Raw genomic sequence first — 18,645 nt, 5'->3', positions numbered from 1 at the left:
AACAGGATGATCCATACAATCATCAATGATGAACCAAATGAGGCAAAAATGCTTAATTAATGCAGGCATACCCGTTGTGGTGAATGTATAGGTTGTTTACGTACATGGCGTTGGTGCGGTACGTGGAGTTTGTACTAATAGTGCTCGATTTAGCTTACCTGGGGATCCTTAACCCATTGAATAAGTTCTTAATCGCCATACTAATGACGGCGATAGTCTACTCACTCCTTGCCGTGTCCAGCTACTCACTAACAACAAACATACTGATAACACTACTGCTTGTGCTGGCAATAACGGGAACTGATGTGGCATTGCTCGTTCTTGTTATAATGACCCCAACAATACCATCAATTGGTCTATACACCGCCTTCTTCATAAACGTTATACTAGACGTGCTAGTTATTGTGCTGAATATCGAATTAATAAGGAGATAGGACAATAACACCCCTCACTGGGTAATCACCAAGCCTACCAACAACCACAGCATCAATCAGTATCTTAATGTCAGTATTACTGACAATACCGTTGTTTATCACCTTAATCGTATTTCCCTGGATCTCAACATCCACGCCCTCCGTCAATGATTTCACATTGATTACCTCAAGCCTCATTAATGATGGGTATATTGGTATGGCTAGTTCACGGAACGCAGAAACCCTAACCCTCTTCCTCAATAGCCTAGAGACCGTGGTAACCATCCTATAGTCATTGACTACGGCCGTAAAGATTGAAAAGCCGAATATCAATATCACTATTGATATTACTAAATCAACAATCTCAAAGGCCATACATCCTCACCGCATTCCTAATCCTACTAACAGACTCCGTAACGGTTTCAGGCACAACTTTAACATTGTAAAATAACGTCATGAAACTCACATCACCATTCCACCGAGGTACGACCTGTATGTAAACATGGGGCTTTAATGATATGCCCACATTGAATCCATGTGGATTGTAAATTTCCTGTAAGATCGCGACTAATTTCTTTGTTAAATCCATGAGTTCTATTAGGAGAGATTGGTCAATCTCGTTAATTGATACGTGCTGAACTGGTGCGATTATTAGGTGTCCGTTATTGAATGGGCGAGGGTTATGAACTACTACGAATTTTTCATTCCTAATTATTGTCAATTCCTCATTATTCAACATATCGCATATTTCACACGCCATTGAGAAATCACAGTAAGTAAATGAATCCACCTGAGTTTAAAGGTTTTCACTTTATTGGTATTTTGATGTTCAATTCCCTAGCCAACTCCTTATACCTATTCCTAACGGTGACCTCGGTAACCTGGGCAGCCATCGCAACCTCCTTCTGCGTCCTAACCTCACCCCTCAATAAGGACGCTATGTAAACAGCAGCAGCTGCCAGACCTGCCGGGTCCTTACCGGCGGTTAAACCCCTCCTCTTTGCCTGCTCCAATATGTTGAGTGCCTCCCTAAGGATTTCACCGCTTAGTTTTAGTTGCTCAACAATCCTGGGGACATAGAGCTTAGGATCACTAAGCGGCAACCTAACACCCAACTCCCTAGCAATCAACCTGAAGCACCTGGCAACCTCCTTCCTACTGGCCCTTGTGTATTGACTAATCTCGTCAAGGCTCCTGGGCATCCCAATCTTCCTACAGGCCATGTGGAGGCATGCGGCTACTATGGCCTCAACACTCCTACCCCTAACCAAGCCCTTTGTTAACACTTGCTCATAAATACCCATGGCTTCATCAACGCAGGCCTTGGGTATGCCTAATTGTGAGGAGATCCTGCTTAGTTCATTCATTGCCTGTATTACGTTGCGTTCATAGCTAGTCTGAACCCTAACCCTCTGTTGCCACTTCCTATACTTCAAAATCTCAAGCTTCCTCTTGATATCAAGCTCCTTACCACTCGCATCCTTGGTCGCCCAATCAATCGTTGTAGTCAATGCCTCGCTGGTGAGCCTATTGAGTGGACCACCAGCTCTAGCCCTACTCTCCTTCTCCTCGGCCGTGAATGCCCTCCACTCAGGCCTTTGATCAATAACCCGCTCAAGCACAACCGAACCACACTTAGCACATATTACTTGTCCATTTTCGTAATCGAATATGAAGGTTGTCGATCCACAGTATGGACATACAAGCTTCTCCTCACCTTCAGACTTAAATTCAACTATCTTACCTGATACCTTTAACTTATTCAATATATTAGATCCACCTTGTTGATCCCTCCTTTCCTGTTCGGAGCTAGACATAAATATCCCCTATTAAAGCTTTTCGCATAGCCCTTAATTACTTATAAACCTTTCTCTCCGTAGAACACGATTAATGGCTTTCACGAAGCAATCTCCTAAGCTTCGCCAAGAGCCCATAAATCTGCAACTCACCACTTGAACCCCTCAGTAGCCTATAGTGATGCTCGGCGACCATATACACGGCCTTAGGTTTCAATTCCTCAGGTATTTTCAACTGCGATGTGGAGGATGTAACCTCCCTATGAATAATCTTTACAATATCAAGCGGGTCGGCGCCCTCATCACTAATCAGAGACATTACCTCCCTAACAGCTTTACTAAAATCACCAATAATTGCCTCGGTGATCAAGGCTCTAACCCTCAACGGACTAACCTTGCCCAAAGCCCTATACACAGCTTCCTCATTCACGACACCGCCAAGGCTCGCCGCCGCCTGTAGCGTATTTATTGCCTTTCTCATGTCCCCCTGGCTTATCTCCCAAATCGCCTCCAGCGCATCCTCACCAATTTTTACGCCTTCCTTTGAGGCAATCTCCCTCAACCTATTAATAACGGCGTCCTTAGGTAGAGAAGAGAACCTAAACAGTGAGCACCTCGATTGTATAGGCTCTATGATGCCAGATAGGTAGTTGGCTAGGAGTATGAACCTGACAGAGGTCGTGTACATCTCCATGATTCTCCTAAGGGCTTGCTGCGCATCTGGGGTCATGTTGTCTGCCTCGTCAAGTATCACAAGCTTGAAGGGCGCCTTAACAGTGGGTAACGTCTTTGCGAACTCCTTCACCTTCTCCCTAATCATCGCTATGCCCCTCTCGTCGCTTGCGTTGAGCTCGAGAACATTCTCACGCCAGGAGTCGCCGTAGAGCTCGTGGGCGATGGCAAGGGCCATGGTAGTCTTACCAGTACCAGGGGGTCCGAAGAATATAAGGTGTGGCAAGTCACTGAGGGCTAGGAGCTCCTTTATCCTGGTTTTTACGTGATCCTGGTCAATAATGTCATCAATCCTAGACGGCCTATACTTCTCAACCCAAAGCACCTCCTCAGAAGATGACATTATGGGAATGCATTATTAAGAGCCTTTAAATAAATTCCTTCGAGGCTTCTGAGACAACGTATTTATTATCCCTGAGTAATACCTGACCTCCTCCCTTTTTGGGAGGTTTCCTCGCCGCCACCTTCATTTTGCATCCGGTGGCGGGTCATGGGGTCGCCCCGGGCCAGCATCGCGGGGCTTTTCTCTAAGCTGGCCGTGAAAGTCTTGGGTATTGCATGTAGGTACTGTATGGTGGAGTATGGTATGGTTGTGTTTGATGATGTAAATGGACTATGGAAATAATCGTTAAGCTTCGTGAAAATAGGAACTATGTAATTCATGCAAAATCCAGCTCGGGATTAGGGCTCTTTAGAAGCTCTCTGATAAAAACAGCTCAGCCTGGTCAGATCACCCGCACAATACCTATTTAGAAAGTATTAGCATATTGCAACCACGAAATAAGCCATATGTTTAAGGAACTATGCAAACAAACGCTATATAACGGCATGAACGACCTGGAAAGAAGCCATGTCATTGAAGTCCTTACTCAGGCAGCCTCACAAACCCACACCCACGGAACCAAACACAAACCACGGAATACAAAACAACATCTTGGTGGGCCCAGTGGGATTCGAGCCGGAGACCTCTTATGGTTGTTGTGCCTTGGGTTTGTTTGGACGGCCTGTTGGTCCTCACGCCAGTGTTATTTTTGGTAGTTTCTCGATGACTTTTCTCGGTGCGTGTTGTTGTGTTAGGTGTTTGAATGTTGGGTCTGCGTTAACCATCTTGAACCGCAAAGTTCTAAAGCCGGGCTTATCGGTTTGAGGAATTGATTGTAGTGCCTTATAAATCTAATAGATGAAATGATTGTTGGTGTGGTTGGGTGTCTATGTAATGGCTCGGCTTATGACCTATGGAGGTGTTGATTGCAGCTTATTGAGCCACGCCCATCGAGTATGTATGGAATCAGAATTGTGTGGCGGCTAAAGCAATGGGGGTGAGGAAATGCCTAGGTGATTGGCATGCCACCACAAACCACAACCAATGAAACAAGGAAACCACTACGTAGGTCCATTGCCGTCGAGCTCGAGACCACTAAGGAACTCAACAAGCTACTTTATTCTGTCGAGACTGCGTATCTCAGCATTGTTCGTGAGGTCGTTGAGTACGCCGTTAAGAACAATGTTACAAATGCAACTCAGCTCCATGGGTTGTTCTACAGCAGGTATAGGCTGGAGTATCAGGGCTTGCACTCCCACATAATAATCCAAGCCATTAGGCAGGCATCTGAAATCGCGAAGTCATTCCTTAGAAGAAAAAGAAAGGGCTTGGTGGATAAGCCCTACCCTGAGGTTAAGGCTGTGTCCATTAGGTTCACCGAAATGGCTTGGAGTTATGACCAATTCATCAAATCAATAGCCCCAGTCAGGCTTGAGCTTTCCCTACTTGGTGAGAGGAGGGAGGTTTGGATAAAGCCTCACAAGCGCTTCTGGCTGTTTTGGTGGAAGGTACTAATTGGAGAGGCTAGATTGGCTAGCACATTAATCATTAAGAGGAGGATGAATAAGTGGTATGCCATATTCATCTTCAAGCTGAAGCCCAAGGAGGAGGAACCAAAATCAATCATCTCCTTCGACATCAACGAGAACACGGTAGCCGTTGGTAGGATTGACATCGAAACCACCGTGGGCAAGGTGGCTGATTGGAATAGGCAGTACTTAACGCCAGAACTGTATACCATAAGGACTGATTTTGGTAGGTTGGCTAGGAGGTATGAGAGGGTTAGGAACGCAATCATTGAGAGACTAAAACCACACTTCACATTACCAAGTGGCAAGTTCTCGAATGTCACGGACACAAGGGAGTTTAGGAAGCGTGTGAAGCACCTAAGGGAGGGGGTTAGGAAGGTTGGTAGGGTTAGGCATGTGGCTAATGAACTAACAAGGACACCATCAATCATAATCACCGAAGAACTTGGTGAGAACCCGCAGGAATCGATGATTGATGGAATTGAGAAAGACGAGTTGAGGCATAGGATTAAACAAACACCGTTCAAGGCTTTGGAGGAAGCCGTTGAGGGTAAGGCTTTGGAGAGGGGTTCGAAGATATTCCACGTATCATCATACAGAAACAGTAGGGTATGCCCAGTTCACTTTGTTAGGCTTGTGGAGACCAACGACTGGCACGTTCTTTACTGCCCAAGGGGTCACTATGTAGATAGGGACTATGCCTCCGTACTCAATATGGCTTGGAAGCTAACACCAGAGTCCTGGACCAAGTGTGTTTGGTGGGACTTGAGGAAAAGGATGGGCTGGAGAGAGCACGAGGAAAAATCAAACCCACTAATACCATACCCCATCGTGCACCATCTATACGCCACACTCAGGGAATTCATGGCCAGCTTAGAGAAAAGCCCCGCGGTGCTGGCCCGGGGCAAACCCATGAACCCAGCCGGAGGGGCCGATGAAGGCTGGGCGAGGAAACCACCCACGCCCCCACAGGGCAGGGAGGAGGTCAGCCAGTAGGTTCCTAATAACCTCTTTCGTGGTGACCACTTCTCTATTCGCTGACTCATCCCTAAGAAGAACAACCTTACCATTGTCAATCAGCCGCTTAAGGAGTCTCTTAGCCATTACATCCCTAGTATCCAGGAATAAGTTATCACTTATTGCCTTAATCAAACCCCTGCCTCCCTGCGGTGATTCGTGATAAGCCACAGCCTTGCTACGACCCTGACTACGCAATTCCCCGATTTCCTCCTTAATTAGATCCAGTTCGCCCTCTATCGATTCTAATCTCTCAAGAACCTCCTTAAGGAGCCTTATGCACTCGTTGTACTGTGAACTCATTATTGATTAATTACTATGAAATTGGTTAATAAGGTTGTGGCTACAGTGATGAGTGAATCTCAACAATATCCCCATCATTAAGGATGTAATTGATACCAACCCTCTTAACACCCGCTGGAAAACTATCAATTCTCCAAACCCTTGCGTACCTAAAGCCCTCGTAAAACCTACTGTGTATTCGCTTTGCAAGATCACCAACAGTAGAGCCTCTCTTTAAAACGAAGGGCTTTGATGAGTAGGTGTCGGAATCAGGCTCCTTCGTATAAACCCTTATTAGATCCATAACCTTAAGTAATGATTCACCAAGGGTCTTGGAATCTATTTTACAGTTCTTTAGGGATGCCGTTAAGGTGATGATCTCATTACCTAACTTACCAACAATAGCCCTTACATAATCATTGTCTGCTAGGTCGACCTTATTAACAATAACTATGGATGGTTTATAAACCGTCTCCTTAAATATGGATTCCTCAACATCGTCTATCGATGCCTCCCCGTTTATCGTCACCAACGCATTGTTGATGCCGTAACTAACAAGTAGCTTCTTCACGTCCTCGGCAGTACCATTAACGAGCTTACCAATTACCTGAATACCACCCCCAGGCCTCCTCTCTATGGTTACGAAACCCCTCGGCTTAATTATGTAAATGCCATTCTCCCTAAGTAGATTCTTTATAGCCTCATATTGAACCTCCACATCCCTACTTGCATCAAGGATAAGAATTACACTATCGGAGTTCCTAATCATTGATAAGGTTAGTGAGTTCTGGTCCGAGTCGGGGTTCTCCACATTTAATGATGGCAACTTTATTAATTGAAAGTATACATTGTCGTGAATAAACATGCCCGGTACCGGCTCAATTGATGAGTAGGGTATGTCGTCAGGCTCGATCTTAGCATTCGTAAGGCACCTCAACAGGCTTGACTTGCCGGAGGACGGTGGGCCAATAACAACCACCTGCGCATCACCACCCTTCTCGACATAGAAGCTAGCTCCACCGCCAGACCTGAGCGATCTCTCCTTAACCCTCCTCTCCTCAATCTCCCTACGTAGTTGCGCCATCCTCCTCCTAGCCCAGTGAACCAGGTTCTCGGTTCCCTTATGCTTAGGCACGGCGCTCAGGAACTCCTCTAGGGCCCTCAGTTTCTCCTCAGGTGTTTTGGCCTCCATTACCTTGAGCCACTTGGCCTTAGCCTCTGGCGGTAAGTTAGCCGGCATTACTATACTGTATAAAAAGAACCATCTATTTAAGATTAATAACCGAGACCCTAAACATCCTCAATGCCCTTATCCGTGATCCTAAACATGGCACTGGCCTTGAAGGGAAGCCTTGGTGAGTCCAGGACCTCCATAACCTTAACATCCTCCCTGGACTTCCTGAGAAATAACCTATGCGTAACTGCGTGGGCTAGCACATTACCACCAGCCGGCCTCTTAACCTCAATATACCCCATTGGCACATCGAGGACTTGGTTCGTCAGTACAACATATACGTTGTAAACCTTGGCAATCCTCATGAGCCAATCAAGGATGTAATTAAGCCTCTGCTGCCTCTCGGCAAGCCTCTCCCTACCCTTAAACTCAGCCCTATAGAGGGCTATGATTGAATCCACAACTATTAACTTAACATTGGCCTGCTCCACCAACCTAACAACATCGAACTTAATCCTATCCTCCAGATCAACCGCGTTAATGACCTTGATGACGTATATGTTGTCTAATGCCTCGTTGGGGTCTAGATCGAACCTCTGGGCAATGCTCGAAATCCTACTCGGCGAGAAGGCCTCCTCAGTATCCAGGTAAATGGCCGCACCGCCAACGCCACCCCTGTCCTGGCCGAGTTGAACGGTAACCGATAGTTGGTGACAAAGTTGGGTCTTCCCGGTACCGAACTCGCCTGCGAATTCGTAAATAGCCTTAGGTTCAAGACCACCCTGCAATAACTCATCAATGGATCTAACGTTCGTCTTTAACCTAACAATGCTCTCGAAGTTCTTTGCCAAATCCGTAGCCCTGGCAACCCTATTACTGCCAAATACCACGTCCCTAGCGGACCTCAGTATTTTCTCAACCCTGTCCGGTGTCATGTCCGTTAGCTCAATAAGCTCCTCAGGGTTGAAGAGGGCTAGGTGCTTAATACTTAGGATACCCTTGCTCTTCAGCAACTGCGCTGTCTTTGGACCAATCCCCTCCAGATCCTCTAAGTCGACGACGCCCTGACCCATAAATCCTCAACTCCATAAATCATAACCAACAATAAATAGGTATTTGTTAAAATTCGTTAAGAAATAAAAGGAGTAAATGGTATCGCCTATTCGTGACAGGTCTCGCGGAAGTTATTGGCGAATTATTCCTGGTGATAAATAAACGGCAAGCCTCGCCCCTTCTGGGGCGGGGTGGGTTTTTAAGCTCAAGGCTATTTTCTCTTTTGGTGCCCTCCCTCGGTGAATTCTTTCAAGATGGGGAGCGGGGGCCGACTTCTCCCGCAATACCGGGGGAGGGTGTTTATCCTGTCGAGTACAGGAATAGGAGAACGATCATTGTTCGTTTACTTCCCAATGGTGCTCAGGAGAGGAAGCTGAAGAGGTTAGCAAACATCTCAGCCAAGCTGTGGAATGAATTAAACTACGAGAGGAGGCAACAGTTCTTTCGCAATGAAGGGATTGATTTCAGGGGTACGTGGGATAAGTATTACGAGAAGTATAGGGGTGTGCTTGGTGTTAATGCTCAAGCGGTTATGCAGAAGAACAATGAGGATTGGAACTCCTTCTTCTCATTACTGAGGTTGAAGAAGGAAGGAAAACTACCGCCACACATGAAGCGTGTTTCTCCGCCCGGCTATTGGAAGGATAAGGAAACTGGAAGGAGGAGGCTGATAATTGTTGTTAGGCAGGATAGGTATGTTGTTGATGTAGAAAGGCGCATCATCATCCTAAAGGACTTCAACATGGAGATAAGGTTCGTTGGTAGGCTTAGGTGGTATGGCAAGCAGGGTAGGCTTGAGATAATCTATGACGATACTAGGAATGCTTGGTATGCACACATACCTGTGGAGGTTGGTGTTGAGGAGGCGAGGACTGGTAAGAGGAGTAAGCACATTGTGAAGGGAGGGGGGGGGTGATTCAAATTGAATCACCTAAAGGCAATAAGGTCGCATCTATAGACTTGGGTATCAATAACCTGGCTAGCGTTGTTGTGAGTGACGGTACCTGGCTCCTTTACAAGGGTGTTAGGGCTAAGGAGGATTTCTTCTACATGCAGAGGCTAATCTCAAGAATTCAATCCCTAAGGGATACCCTCAAGGACAAACTTTTGGATGATGCTATTGATGAGTTGAACCACGAGGTGAGGAGGCTATTTAGTAAACTAATGAGGAGGTTACTCCACCTGTATAGAAACTTCGCAAAACACCTAATTGAACAGCTTCATGAACTCGGCGTTTCAACAATCTACCTAGGCTATCCACTCAACATCGCTCAAGATAAAGGCAATAAATTCACGGTAAACATGTGGTCATACCGTAAACTCATGGAAGCCATTGAATTAAAAGCACAGGAGTACGGCATTAGGGTGTTCGAGGTTGTTGAGTACAACACCTCAAAGTATTGTGCTTATCACAATGTCGAGGTAAAGAGAAAACCAAGGGGAGTAGTGCACTGCCCATTTGGGCATAAGCTCCACTCAGACCTAAACGGCGCACTAAACATAATGAGGAAGGCAACAGGCAAAATACCACAAACAATCAAGAAGCCACTCTCCTTTATTGCAGACCACAACAAAGTAGCACCCACAAAGCGGTGTAACACCCAAGACCCCAACAAAACCCCGCCCAAAAGGCGGGGAAGAGGTCAGATTCCCAATAACAATGGTTATTGGTTATTACCTTAAGGCGTGGGTAAAGACCCTCGGCTTAGGCCATTACCTACAGTACGTGGTCATGGCGCTCGTGTTCACAATGTCCCTATGGGCTGGTGGTGTTGTTTCAAGCAATTACGTAATCAATATAGTGACTTACGCCGTCATATACGCCGTGACATCCATGATAGCAAGCCTAGCGGTTACAGTGCCCATAAGCGAGGTCCTAAGGATTAAGCGCATAGGGGGTAATGGGGCAGTGAGTAATAGCGATAAGGTAAGCGTTAGATTACCCGTAATCCTATTAACGGTATTGGTGATTGGTTGGTTGCTTGGTTACTACGTGAAACCACCCATACCCAGTGGGTACATTGATTCTGCAATAGTAATTGAATTGTTAGCGCTAATTCTAGTGATTGGTTTGGATATGGGTTCGTCAATTAATAGGAGATTCATCGCGCATGGCTCTCTCGGCGTTATCATAGCGTTCTCGGCAATGTTTGGTAGCGCGGTGGATGGGTTATTATTAAGCTACGTACTAGGTTTACCACCACCGGAATCCCTGGGCATATCCATGGGAATGGGGTGGTACTCATTGGTAGGTCCTCTATTAAGCGTTAAATTCGGACCAGCAATTGGCACATTGGCTTTTCTAGCGAATTTCCTTAGGGAACAGCTTACATACATTACTGTACCGCTCTTTGTAATGGGTGGCTTTAGGGATGTGGCCTTGGTATCTATCGGTGGTGCTACATCGATGGATGACACATTACCTATCTATAGGCTGTATATAGGTGAAACCGGCGGTTTCACGGCATTCGTTAGTGGTTTCGTAATAACAATGGTGCTACCAATACTACTTCCCTACATACTAATGCTTTAGTTAATAAACGCGTTAGCCCCTACCTTCATCAATATTCACATCAGTGCTCATCTCCCTAATCATGCCCACCTCCTCCTCTGTTATTCCGAGACTTGGCATGTTTATATCAACGAGTAACCTAGCCAGGGTTATCGCCGCATCCCTAATGGATATTATACCCACCACCTTCCCACCCTCATCAATAACTGGTAAATGCCTGATGTTGTGTTTAGCCATTATGTGCACAGCCTTTATTAAGCTGGCGTCCGTCTCCACGACTATGATGCTTCTCGTCATTACATCACCCACGGTTAATGAGTTTACATCCTCATTATTAGCAACAACCCTAACTAAATCCCTCTCCGTGAATACGCCAATAACCTTGCCCTCCTCATTCGTTACAATAACAGACCCTATATTTTTACCGTGCATGAGCCTCAATACGTTGAGTAGTGGCTCGTTATCCCTGACCGTCACCAGGACTTCCCTCATGATGTCCCTAACCTTAGGTATAGCCATTAGTAGTAATTCGGTTAGGGGATTTATAAGCCATAATTACCAAGTAATGTCTACGATATGAAGAGCCTAACCCACCTAAGACCTAGCGTGAAGGGCATAAACAATACACCGGCGCCACTGAAGAACTTACTGTACATTTCGTAGTAGTGAAGCCTTAGGCTTTGCACAAACGCTACGAAACCCTCGCCAAGAATTATCAGTAAGTTAAAGATTACAAGCACTGCTATGCCGGTTGGTGTTAGTAGGCCCAGTGATGCTGCCCATGCATAAGTCATCGCTGTGAACACGGCATGCATTATGGCGATTATGCCGAGTCTCATAAACGATATGGTATTGGTCAAACTTGGTATTGCGGTCTCGGCAACAATCTCAACTGATAGCTGAGCAAGGCTAAAACCGGGGACTCCTCTATACTTGGCCTTGAAATACATCATTGACGCAATTAATATTATAAGGAACGCTATAGTCGCGTAGGCCCAGTACATCATTAATCCCCTTATGGCGTTGAATACTCCGTATAGTGGTTCAAGTAGTGGTGTCTGCTCACCAATCAGTATGAAAGGTACGAAATTGGCACTGGCGAGGGCTAGTACTAAGAATAGGAAGAAGAAGAATAGTGGTACGTAGAAGCTATAAGCTAAATCTTTCTCGCCCTCCCTATAGGCATTCGTTGCCTTAAGGGCGAACGAGAGTAGTAGTACTATGATACCAACAATTATGGCTAATGTGAGTACTGCGTATACGGAATCCGTGAGTATCTCGTAGGTGTGCATCTCCGTGACGTGAACCAGCCTTAGGGGTGCTGGCAAGACCTCTATGCCGAATATAGTACCGCTCTCCACGAATGTAAAAACTATGGACCAAATACCAGCCATTAGGAAGATCAAGCCCCACTCTGAGTACTTACCTCCAAATATTGACCTGAGGAATGAATTTGGGCCCTTATACCTTGATTTATACAGTGAGTAGCCGAAGAGCGATAGGATCAATCCGTGACCCAGGTCTGGGTACATCCAGCCGTAGAATACTGAGAATAGTATGAATGTCAGGGGCACTGGGCTTATTTCCGTGTACTTGGGCACGCCGTACATGTAGGTTATCTTCTTAAACGCGTCAACGGGCTTTGGGTACTCCTCAAGCGTTGGTGCCTTTTCTGGATCTATCTCCTTAACGTAAGCCACCTTACTCTCCTTCCTAACCTTCGCATCCACCGCAAGCCTCGTTAATAATGAGGCAAGCATATCATCAAACTTCTCCGAGAGACTCTCCTTAACGTAACCGGCTATCGTCACTACATCACCACTGACCTTATCAATACCCTCAATCCCATACGTGGATACCTCATTGAAGTCCTTTATGAATTCCTCATACTCCTTCTCCAAATCCCTCAACCTAGCCCTTAAATCCACAAGCTCCCTCCCAGTTAATTCGTAGGCTGACTTAACATTGACTAGGTAGTCCTGGCTTATCTCATAAACCTCACCACCTAGTGTCGACTTATCGAGGTTGCTTGGCGGCTCTATTAGTGCCAGTATTGATAAGTCTGTACCCTCAATATCACGCCTAACATACATTAACCCCCTAACTGCTGTCTCATTAATCCCCCTAATAACGAAGACCCTACTCTTCAACCTACTGAGTCCCCCGAGCTCAAGCCCAGTTTTAACCATGTACTCAAGCGCCGCGTGAACTGCCTCAAGCTCCCTAATCCTACTCCTCATCTCATTCATAGAGCTGAGCATCTGCGATACCCTATCACCAACCTCCTTACCCTCGGGTATTGCCGAATCCGTGTACTGCCTAACAATGCTTGTAACCGCCTCTGAAAGATCAATTATTGAATAAGCCCTATCACTAACCTTAACTAAAAACTCGCGAAATTCTCGCTCCGACTTAACCAACTTACCCTCAAGCTCGGCCAATCTTTCCTTGACGGACTTCAGGTCAAGACCTGTGGGTAGCTCAAGGGGTGTTGCGTTGAAGAGCTTATACACGTTAAGTAGACCCTGTCTTGCCCATTCAGGATATATGACTAATGCATAGAACCTATCCTGAACCTTTATAGGTATGGTTTCGGACCCATAACTAGCCACTGCACTCTTGAATTCGTTGAAGTCCTCCTCGCTTAACGGCACAATATCTATCGAGAAATGCCTGAGTCTCTCCACAATAACCTCACCTGCCGTTGACACGACATCCGCAATACCCCTCAACCTCTCATACTCGCTCCTAACACCCTCAATGGAACTTAGATACTGCCTTATTCTCGTAAGCAAATCCTCGCCATCCTCAAGCACGTACTCAAGAAGTTCATTGAATAGGCCGATCTTAACCTCACGCGGCATTTGTGGCGGTGGTATTGAGTACTGCGACATCACTCTACCCAATTCCCTGGACATGTCCTCAAGCTTCCTAATCCTCTCCGAGTACTTACTAGGTATCCTAGGGGCTGGTATACTACCCGGTCTTGTTATTGGCATGAACATGTTCGTATTGCCTATACTCATCAATAGGTCAAAGGCGTACTCTGAGGGCAATGCTATCTTATACTCAACAAGCCTTGCAATGGGCATTTTCGTTAGACACAAGGATAACTATAGAATTTAAGCATTATTTTCTTTGGGTAATCAACGAATCCGAGATGAGGAGATTCGAGCCTACTAATGAGGGAGTTGGCCAACGCCTTAGTATGAGTAGCTACGGGATCTACAGTATTAAGTGTTGTAAGCTTCATGCGTGTATTCTCAGGGGGTTCATAATCATGGGTTAATCGTGGGTCGAGAAAACACATTTCATAAGTGTTTTTTGTATATATTACGGCATGACTATGGTGTTTCCTGCTAAATGCTTAAAAATTCCCTGATTAATGTCGTGTTCGTGTCAATGCAGGCTAGGAGTGTTAGGGCTAGGATATACTCAATAAGGAGGGGGTCCATTGGGTATGCTAGAGATGCCATAGTCATTGTACCAGGGGTAGAAACGGTGATGGATGCGGCGAAGTTCGTTGGAGCAAGGGCTGTTTGGAGATCTAGGACTGGGGCTGAGATAATTGGTAGTGTATTGAAGGTGTGGGGTAAGCATGGTCAATTATTGGTTAGGTTTAGGAGGGGATTACCTGGTCAAGCTTTAGGTGATTATGTGGATTTAATAATGAAGTGATTAATTATTTTTAGGACTTACACGGTGGTCTTGAGGGATCAGTTATCTTATAGCCAAATAATAGGCATGTGCTGGTGTTGGCCCCGTAGTATACGCATTCTCTACAGTCATCTGGTCTACCCATTACAATCTTAACACCACTTAAGACGGTTACTGGCTGCGCTATCACTGCAGGCGTAGGTTTCTCCACAAATTCTGGTTTCTGCTGTGGTGGCTGGGTCTCAACCTTAGGTGTTTCCATAGGCGGTGGAGGAGGCAGAGGGGGCGGTGCGGGTTTTGCCTCAGGCGGTGGGGGTGGTGGGGGTTGTTGCGCCGGTGGTGGTTGTATTGGTTGTACTGTTGGTTGTTGTGGAGGCGGTGCTGCTTGTTGTGTAACTGGCGGCTGTGCTGGCGTTAGTGATGTCATTACCTCGTCCATTATGGTTTGCCTAACCGTGTCTGGCGGTGGTAATTGTCCCTCATAAACCTTCCTACCATTGATTATCAAGGCTGGCAATGATTTAACGCCATCCTGCTTCATTGACCTAACTAGGTAAACCAGGTTTTGCGGGACTTGGTTCTCGGGCATGTTCAGCGCGTTCAGCGCGGCATCAACTGCCTCTGGCTTTATCCTAATGAATGTGGCGTTGATACTCTTCTCACTACCCTTGAACTTCTCCCTGACCTCATTAACAACGCTTCTAATCGTGTTTTCATAAGCTTCATCCCTACCAACAACCATGTAAAACTTAATCATGATCGGCATGTTACCTCAATTCTTGATACTTAAAAAATTAATAAATCTTTAGTTGAATAAAGAATCAATGTTTTGCTGCAATAGCCTGCTTAACGTTATTCCCCAGTAATCTATTTAGGTAAAGCTTTCTTTCAATCACATCACCATCAGGCTTCAACTCGTATATTATCTGCGTCTCAAATGCCTTAATACTAGATGGACCGCATATCTTTAGGTGGTTGCATAATTCATTAATGAACGCCTCATTATCTAAATACTTACCCGTGCTTTGGTGGTAATTCTCGGCAATCTCAACGACCCTCTGCGGCAATATTATTGTTGCCTTACCCGAATCAACGATGTATAGACCATGGTAGCCAAGCACCATGCTATTCCTCACCCAATCCATACCCACGTCGGTTGGTGGCGACACTACCGTAACCTCAATAACACAGTTTTTAAATTCCGCGATAGATATGGGTGAGTACCTCGGGTCATAAAATGCAGCGTGTATCGCGGCGGCTACAGAATCCTCAAGCAGATTCCTCATGGGCCTTATCATACCCATACTACCCCTAAGGACTCTCTTAACCATTCCATCTGAATACATGAGCTTTTCGATAGATACGAAGACGCCGAATTTAAGCTCCGCTGTTTTTACGAGAATTGTTGGGTCGATTTCATAATCAACCTTGACACCCAGCCTCTCCAGGATCTTAGCCCTTAGGTACTTAATGAGGATTGGGTATTCCTGCTCATCTAGGGGTTTGAATAATTGCATGCGTTAGGGTATGTAAGAGATGGTTTATATGCAATGCCCCACTTAGTTGTTATGAATTATTAGTAAATTATTGCCGACGCACGAAGCCTTAAGCCTACTTAATATGTACCGCGCAATCTCTAGCTCCTTACCTATACGCATGTGGTGGCTACCAACCCAGTAAACCTTACCACAACCCGTACATAACCAAAAACTATCGTGCCTAAGCAAGACACTTCTAGGAACCTTACTCACAACAGCCTCCCTACCCACCTTAACGAGTTTCGAACCGCAGATTGGGCATAGGCTCCTATCCATGTTAATTACTAGCTGCGTACCGAGGATCAATGATGATATTGACAACCACTCCTCGTGTATTGAAGTTTCAAGTAGTAGTGTTGGTAACGACCTCTTCCTGAACAACTCCCTATCCCTAGTTATCAATAGATGATTAATGCTGAGGAGCGATTCATCGTTAAAACTCGGACTATATATCGCGTGAACGCCTAACATCCTTAACCACCTAGCTAACCAACCAAGCATTGAGTCAAGGATTGGCTCCTCGTCCACGATAGGCAAGGGTGCGCATAGGTTGAGCCTTGCGACTTCCAATTAAATCACCATAATGCCTTTCTACGAATTTCGTCCCAGGGCATTGGATTACCGTTAAACACACCCTCTATTATCGATGGACCCGGCAAGGTCTCAACCACGTTGTCCACATTAACAACCCTCGCAAGACCCGGCACCCTTCCTTTGAACTCTTCATAAATGGCCCTACCAACTTCATTCTTATCCTTACTCCCAGGTCTGATTACAACGTAATAATTAGTCAAGGCACCTATGGCTTCTGGAGGCGCCGTTATTAACCTAACCAGTGCGGTATCATTGATATGGTCAACCCTAACCCCAACTCCTAAACGAAGCTCCACATTCCTAACCCAACCCCTATTGCCATAAATCATGAAACTACCCTTACCCAAGTACTCGCCCGAGGGTGCCTTCTTAGTGACCTGCTCACCCCTTACGTAAAACACATCAAGCACCGAGAGACCCATTACCCAAGCCCTTGAGTAAGATGCGGCATACCTGGTCGCCTCAAGTAAATCCTCCTCGCTAACCTCCTCATTAGGACCCCTGAGCTTCATTATAACGGCTGCGGCGCCCGGTATGTCGGCATGTACGAATAAATCCCAGGGCTTTAGGTAATTTCTAACAATGATCTCATTCTGTGTCGCGTCTCTACCTGCAATGACGAGTTTACCGCCTGTGGTTATGAACCACCTGAACCTCTCAAACCACTCCCTAGCACCGTAAATAACACGGACAGAACTCTCCCTAACGCTCGCGCTAAGCCTCTCGCTCTCAAGTTTAAGCTCTTCAATGCGCTCCCTCAATTTATTCATAGCCTCCTCTGCGCTCTTGGCCTTACGCTCAAGTTCCTTAGCCCTGTTAAACAGTTCATTAATGACGTCACCAACATCGGCATTTAGTGGTAGTGATACAGTAATGCCGCCAATATCCAGGGTCACAACCTTATTTCTCGGGATAAAGCCCTTGACCTTAATTCCCTGGTACTCCATGCCCTTAATCAATTCCTGAAACTCATCCTTATACGAAGACCAGTAATTCCTTAGGACACCTAGTAACTCCTCAATGACGTACTTCCAATTAAGGAGTACCTCGGCCTTAGTCCTCAATTCCTCGGACCCTCTCCTAAAATTCTCGATGTTAATCATTAACTCATCAATACTCTTTTCGAGTTTTGCGATCTCACCCGTTACACTAACAAGCCTTCTCTGGCTTTCCTCCCTAATCTCAACCTCGTGGAAGTACTCATCAACAGCCTCATTAAATTTACGGAATTGCCTAACTTCATCGTACTTGATTGACAAGAACTTTATTGGGGTTACGGTTATGGGGAGGCCACTACTATAGTAAATAGTTGGCTCTAGGAACCCATTATTAATTGTATTGATTAGTTGGTTAACTACCGATAATATGGAATTAATGTCGATGGAGTTAACGGGGCTTGAGCAATCAATGGATGCCCTGGCACAAATCTCATTAGCCACCTCACCACCCAAGCCCAATCCCCTGGCAATGGCCCTACCCACTGTGTCGTAATTGCGCAATGCCGTCATAATATCGTTAATATTGCCTATGGGATTTACGAAGCTCTGCGGTGGTGGTTTATACTCAAGACCTACATTGACAACCCTATCCTTACCCCTATAACTCCTCAATACCCACTTGATCAAGCCGTCACCACCAACGTAAACCGCATTCCAGGGCTCCAATAATTCCACCACTAGGTAGCCCTCATCAAGGGTTAGCTTAACCACCCTATCAAAGTTGAGCAATTCGATTCCCCCTAACCTGGAGTCCTCAATAAGCTTCCTAAGCGGTGAAACACCCTCAGCACCGTGTTCAAGGATATAACTCGTTAACCCAAATCTGTGCGAGTTTGCTATCACGAAGTACTTCTCAGGGCCTTTCCTAAATCTAAGCAGTAGGGATTCGCCCATCCTATAGGACTTATCGAGGATTGAGCCCACCAACTCCCTTAACTCAACAACCACAGCCAGTAGATCCAGTATATTTAATGACCTCTTTTGAACGGGCATTACTTCAGTTCTAAGCCCTTCTGAGCTTAATAAAC

Annotated in this window: 17 protein-coding genes and 2 pseudogenes; 5 read left to right on the top strand and 14 right to left on the bottom strand. The window is 45.8% G+C overall.

Annotated elements, in window-relative coordinates:
• The first annotated feature begins 83 nt into the window (after nucleotides 1-83).
• A complete protein-coding gene (locus B7L70_RS03725) occupies nucleotides 84-434 on the top strand; it encodes a hypothetical protein (protein WP_081226551.1) in 351 nt (116 codons plus the stop codon).
• Here the strand turns inward: B7L70_RS03725 and B7L70_RS03720 are convergent.
• The 5 genes from B7L70_RS03720 to B7L70_RS12995 form a co-directional block, all read right to left on the bottom strand.
• Complete coding sequence (locus B7L70_RS03720) at nucleotides 420-788, bottom strand: hypothetical protein (RefSeq protein ID WP_081226550.1); 369 nt, start codon at nucleotides 786-788, stop codon at nucleotides 420-422. The two genes, B7L70_RS03725 and B7L70_RS03720, sit on opposite strands and share 15 nt — an antisense overlap.
• Nucleotides 778-1,173 (bottom strand): HIT family protein, encoded by a 396-nt coding sequence (locus B7L70_RS03715; protein ID WP_238376085.1) that lies wholly within the window; start codon nucleotides 1,171-1,173, stop codon nucleotides 778-780. Before B7L70_RS03715 ends, B7L70_RS03720 begins: the two co-directional genes overlap by 11 nt.
• 46 nt (nucleotides 1,174-1,219) lie before the next feature.
• Entirely contained in the window at nucleotides 1,220-2,230 is a 1,011-nt protein-coding gene (locus B7L70_RS03710; RefSeq protein WP_081226549.1) for a transcription initiation factor IIB, read from the bottom strand.
• Nucleotides 2,231-2,300: 70 nt separating this feature from the next.
• Nucleotides 2,301-3,284: a replication factor C small subunit gene (locus tag B7L70_RS03705; RefSeq protein WP_081226548.1), complete on the bottom strand. Its 984-nt coding sequence runs from the start codon at nucleotides 3,282-3,284 to the stop codon at nucleotides 2,301-2,303.
• A gap of 65 nt (nucleotides 3,285-3,349) precedes the next feature.
• Entirely contained in the window at nucleotides 3,350-3,604 is a 255-nt protein-coding gene (locus B7L70_RS12995; protein ID WP_143701527.1) for a hypothetical protein, read from the bottom strand.
• A gap of 681 nt (nucleotides 3,605-4,285) precedes the next feature.
• On the opposite strand from B7L70_RS12995, the pseudogene B7L70_RS14260 reads away from it, so the two are divergent.
• Nucleotides 4,286-5,506, top strand: a pseudogene (locus B7L70_RS14260) (zinc ribbon domain-containing protein); the annotation flags it as partial.
• Between the two features lie 159 nt (nucleotides 5,507-5,665).
• Here the strand turns inward: B7L70_RS14260 and B7L70_RS13870 are convergent.
• From B7L70_RS13870 to radA, 3 genes are read right to left on the bottom strand one after another with little or no spacing between them, the layout of a single operon-like run.
• Nucleotides 5,666-6,112, bottom strand: a complete 447-nt coding sequence (locus B7L70_RS13870) for a hypothetical protein (protein ID WP_238376084.1) — start codon at nucleotides 6,110-6,112, stop codon at nucleotides 5,666-5,668.
• A 40-nt stretch (nucleotides 6,113-6,152) separates the two neighbouring features.
• Nucleotides 6,153-7,331: a GTP-binding protein gene (locus tag B7L70_RS03690; RefSeq protein ID WP_081226546.1), complete on the bottom strand. Its 1,179-nt coding sequence runs from the start codon at nucleotides 7,329-7,331 to the stop codon at nucleotides 6,153-6,155.
• A 50-nt stretch (nucleotides 7,332-7,381) separates the two neighbouring features.
• A complete protein-coding gene (radA, locus tag B7L70_RS03685) occupies nucleotides 7,382-8,338 on the bottom strand; it encodes a DNA repair and recombination protein RadA (RefSeq protein ID WP_081226545.1) in 957 nt (318 codons plus the stop codon).
• 203 nt (nucleotides 8,339-8,541) lie between these two features.
• Between radA and B7L70_RS14255 the strand changes: the two are divergent.
• Nucleotides 8,542-10,001: pseudogene (locus B7L70_RS14255) on the top strand (RNA-guided endonuclease InsQ/TnpB family protein).
• On the top strand, nucleotides 9,979-10,851 hold the full coding sequence (locus B7L70_RS03675; RefSeq protein ID WP_081226544.1) for a lysine exporter LysO family protein: 873 nt from the start codon (nucleotides 9,979-9,981) through the stop codon (nucleotides 10,849-10,851). The pseudogene B7L70_RS14255 and the gene B7L70_RS03675 overlap by 23 nt, the downstream one beginning before the upstream one ends.
• A gap of 12 nt (nucleotides 10,852-10,863) precedes the next feature.
• Here the strand turns inward: B7L70_RS03675 and B7L70_RS03670 are convergent, their stop codons facing one another.
• Together B7L70_RS03670 and B7L70_RS03665 are read right to left on the bottom strand one after the other, a co-directional pair.
• On the bottom strand, nucleotides 10,864-11,349 hold the full coding sequence (locus B7L70_RS03670; protein ID WP_081226543.1) for a CBS domain-containing protein: 486 nt from the start codon (nucleotides 11,347-11,349) through the stop codon (nucleotides 10,864-10,866).
• Between the two features lie 50 nt (nucleotides 11,350-11,399).
• The gene (locus B7L70_RS03665) at nucleotides 11,400-13,922 is read right to left on the bottom strand and encodes a V-type ATPase 116kDa subunit family protein (RefSeq protein WP_081226542.1); all 2,523 of its coding nucleotides are present in this window, start codon (nucleotides 13,920-13,922) and stop codon (nucleotides 11,400-11,402) included.
• A 310-nt stretch (nucleotides 13,923-14,232) separates the two neighbouring features.
• Here B7L70_RS03665 and B7L70_RS03660 point away from each other — a divergent pair, with 310 nt between their 5' ends.
• Nucleotides 14,233-14,508: a 50S ribosomal protein L35ae gene (locus B7L70_RS03660; RefSeq protein WP_238376088.1), complete on the top strand. Its 276-nt coding sequence runs from the start codon at nucleotides 14,233-14,235 to the stop codon at nucleotides 14,506-14,508.
• A 10-nt stretch (nucleotides 14,509-14,518) separates the two neighbouring features.
• Here the strand turns inward: B7L70_RS03660 and B7L70_RS03655 are convergent, their stop codons facing one another.
• From B7L70_RS03655 to rqcH, 4 genes are read right to left on the bottom strand one after another with little or no spacing between them, the layout of a single operon-like run.
• Complete coding sequence (locus B7L70_RS03655) at nucleotides 14,519-15,253, bottom strand: hypothetical protein (protein ID WP_101940224.1); 735 nt, start codon at nucleotides 15,251-15,253, stop codon at nucleotides 14,519-14,521.
• Nucleotides 15,254-15,308: 55 nt separating this feature from the next.
• Complete coding sequence (locus B7L70_RS03650; protein ID WP_081226540.1) at nucleotides 15,309-16,004, bottom strand: AMMECR1 domain-containing protein; 696 nt, start codon at nucleotides 16,002-16,004, stop codon at nucleotides 15,309-15,311.
• A gap of 42 nt (nucleotides 16,005-16,046) precedes the next feature.
• Complete coding sequence (locus B7L70_RS03645) at nucleotides 16,047-16,595, bottom strand: Mut7-C RNAse domain-containing protein (protein WP_081226539.1); 549 nt, start codon at nucleotides 16,593-16,595, stop codon at nucleotides 16,047-16,049.
• A 5-nt stretch (nucleotides 16,596-16,600) separates the two neighbouring features.
• Nucleotides 16,601-18,610 carry a ribosome rescue protein RqcH gene (gene rqcH, locus B7L70_RS03640; protein WP_081226538.1) on the bottom strand — a complete coding sequence of 670 codons (2,010 nt, stop codon included), beginning with the start codon at nucleotides 18,608-18,610 and terminating at the stop codon, nucleotides 16,601-16,603.
• Nucleotides 18,611-18,645 lie beyond the last annotated feature (35 nt).

Source organism: Vulcanisaeta sp. EB80 (genome assembly GCF_002078205.2).
The sequence above is the reverse complement of the archived record's forward strand: the minus strand, read 5'-3'. Positions and strand labels throughout refer to the sequence as shown.

Bases quoted from the DNA above. Each gene is read 5' to 3' on its own strand.
- B7L70_RS03705 (WP_081226548.1), bottom strand. From the start codon at position 3,284: ATGTCATCTTCTGAGGAGGTGCTTTGGGTTGAGAAGTATAGGCCGTCT.
- B7L70_RS03725 (WP_081226551.1), top strand. From the start codon at position 84: ATGTATAGGTTGTTTACGTACATGGCGTTGGTGCGGTACGTGGAGTTT.
- B7L70_RS03665 (WP_081226542.1), bottom strand. From the start codon at position 13,922: ATGCCCATTGCAAGGCTTGTTGAGTATAAGATAGCATTGCCCTCAGAG.
- B7L70_RS03660 (WP_238376088.1), top strand. From the start codon at position 14,233: ATGCAGGCTAGGAGTGTTAGGGCTAGGATATACTCAATAAGGAGGGGG.
- rqcH (WP_081226538.1), bottom strand. From the start codon at position 18,610: ATGCCCGTTCAAAAGAGGTCATTAAATATACTGGATCTACTGGCTGTG.
- B7L70_RS03650 (WP_081226540.1), bottom strand. From the start codon at position 16,004: ATGCAATTATTCAAACCCCTAGATGAGCAGGAATACCCAATCCTCATT.
- B7L70_RS03710 (WP_081226549.1), bottom strand. From the start codon at position 2,230: ATGTCTAGCTCCGAACAGGAAAGGAGGGATCAACAAGGTGGATCTAAT.
- B7L70_RS03670 (WP_081226543.1), bottom strand. From the start codon at position 11,349: ATGGCTATACCTAAGGTTAGGGACATCATGAGGGAAGTCCTGGTGACG.
- B7L70_RS03690 (WP_081226546.1), bottom strand. From the start codon at position 7,331: ATGCCGGCTAACTTACCGCCAGAGGCTAAGGCCAAGTGGCTCAAGGTA.
- B7L70_RS12995 (WP_143701527.1), bottom strand. From the start codon at position 3,604: ATGAATTACATAGTTCCTATTTTCACGAAGCTTAACGATTATTTCCAT.
- B7L70_RS03655 (WP_101940224.1), bottom strand. From the start codon at position 15,253: ATGCCGATCATGATTAAGTTTTACATGGTTGTTGGTAGGGATGAAGCT.
- B7L70_RS03675 (WP_081226544.1), top strand. From the start codon at position 9,979: ATGGTTATTGGTTATTACCTTAAGGCGTGGGTAAAGACCCTCGGCTTA.
- B7L70_RS03715 (WP_238376085.1), bottom strand. From the start codon at position 1,173: ATGGCGTGTGAAATATGCGATATGTTGAATAATGAGGAATTGACAATA.
- B7L70_RS03720 (WP_081226550.1), bottom strand. From the start codon at position 788: ATGGCCTTTGAGATTGTTGATTTAGTAATATCAATAGTGATATTGATA.
- radA (WP_081226545.1), bottom strand. From the start codon at position 8,338: ATGGGTCAGGGCGTCGTCGACTTAGAGGATCTGGAGGGGATTGGTCCA.
- B7L70_RS13870 (WP_238376084.1), bottom strand. From the start codon at position 6,112: ATGAGTTCACAGTACAACGAGTGCATAAGGCTCCTTAAGGAGGTTCTT.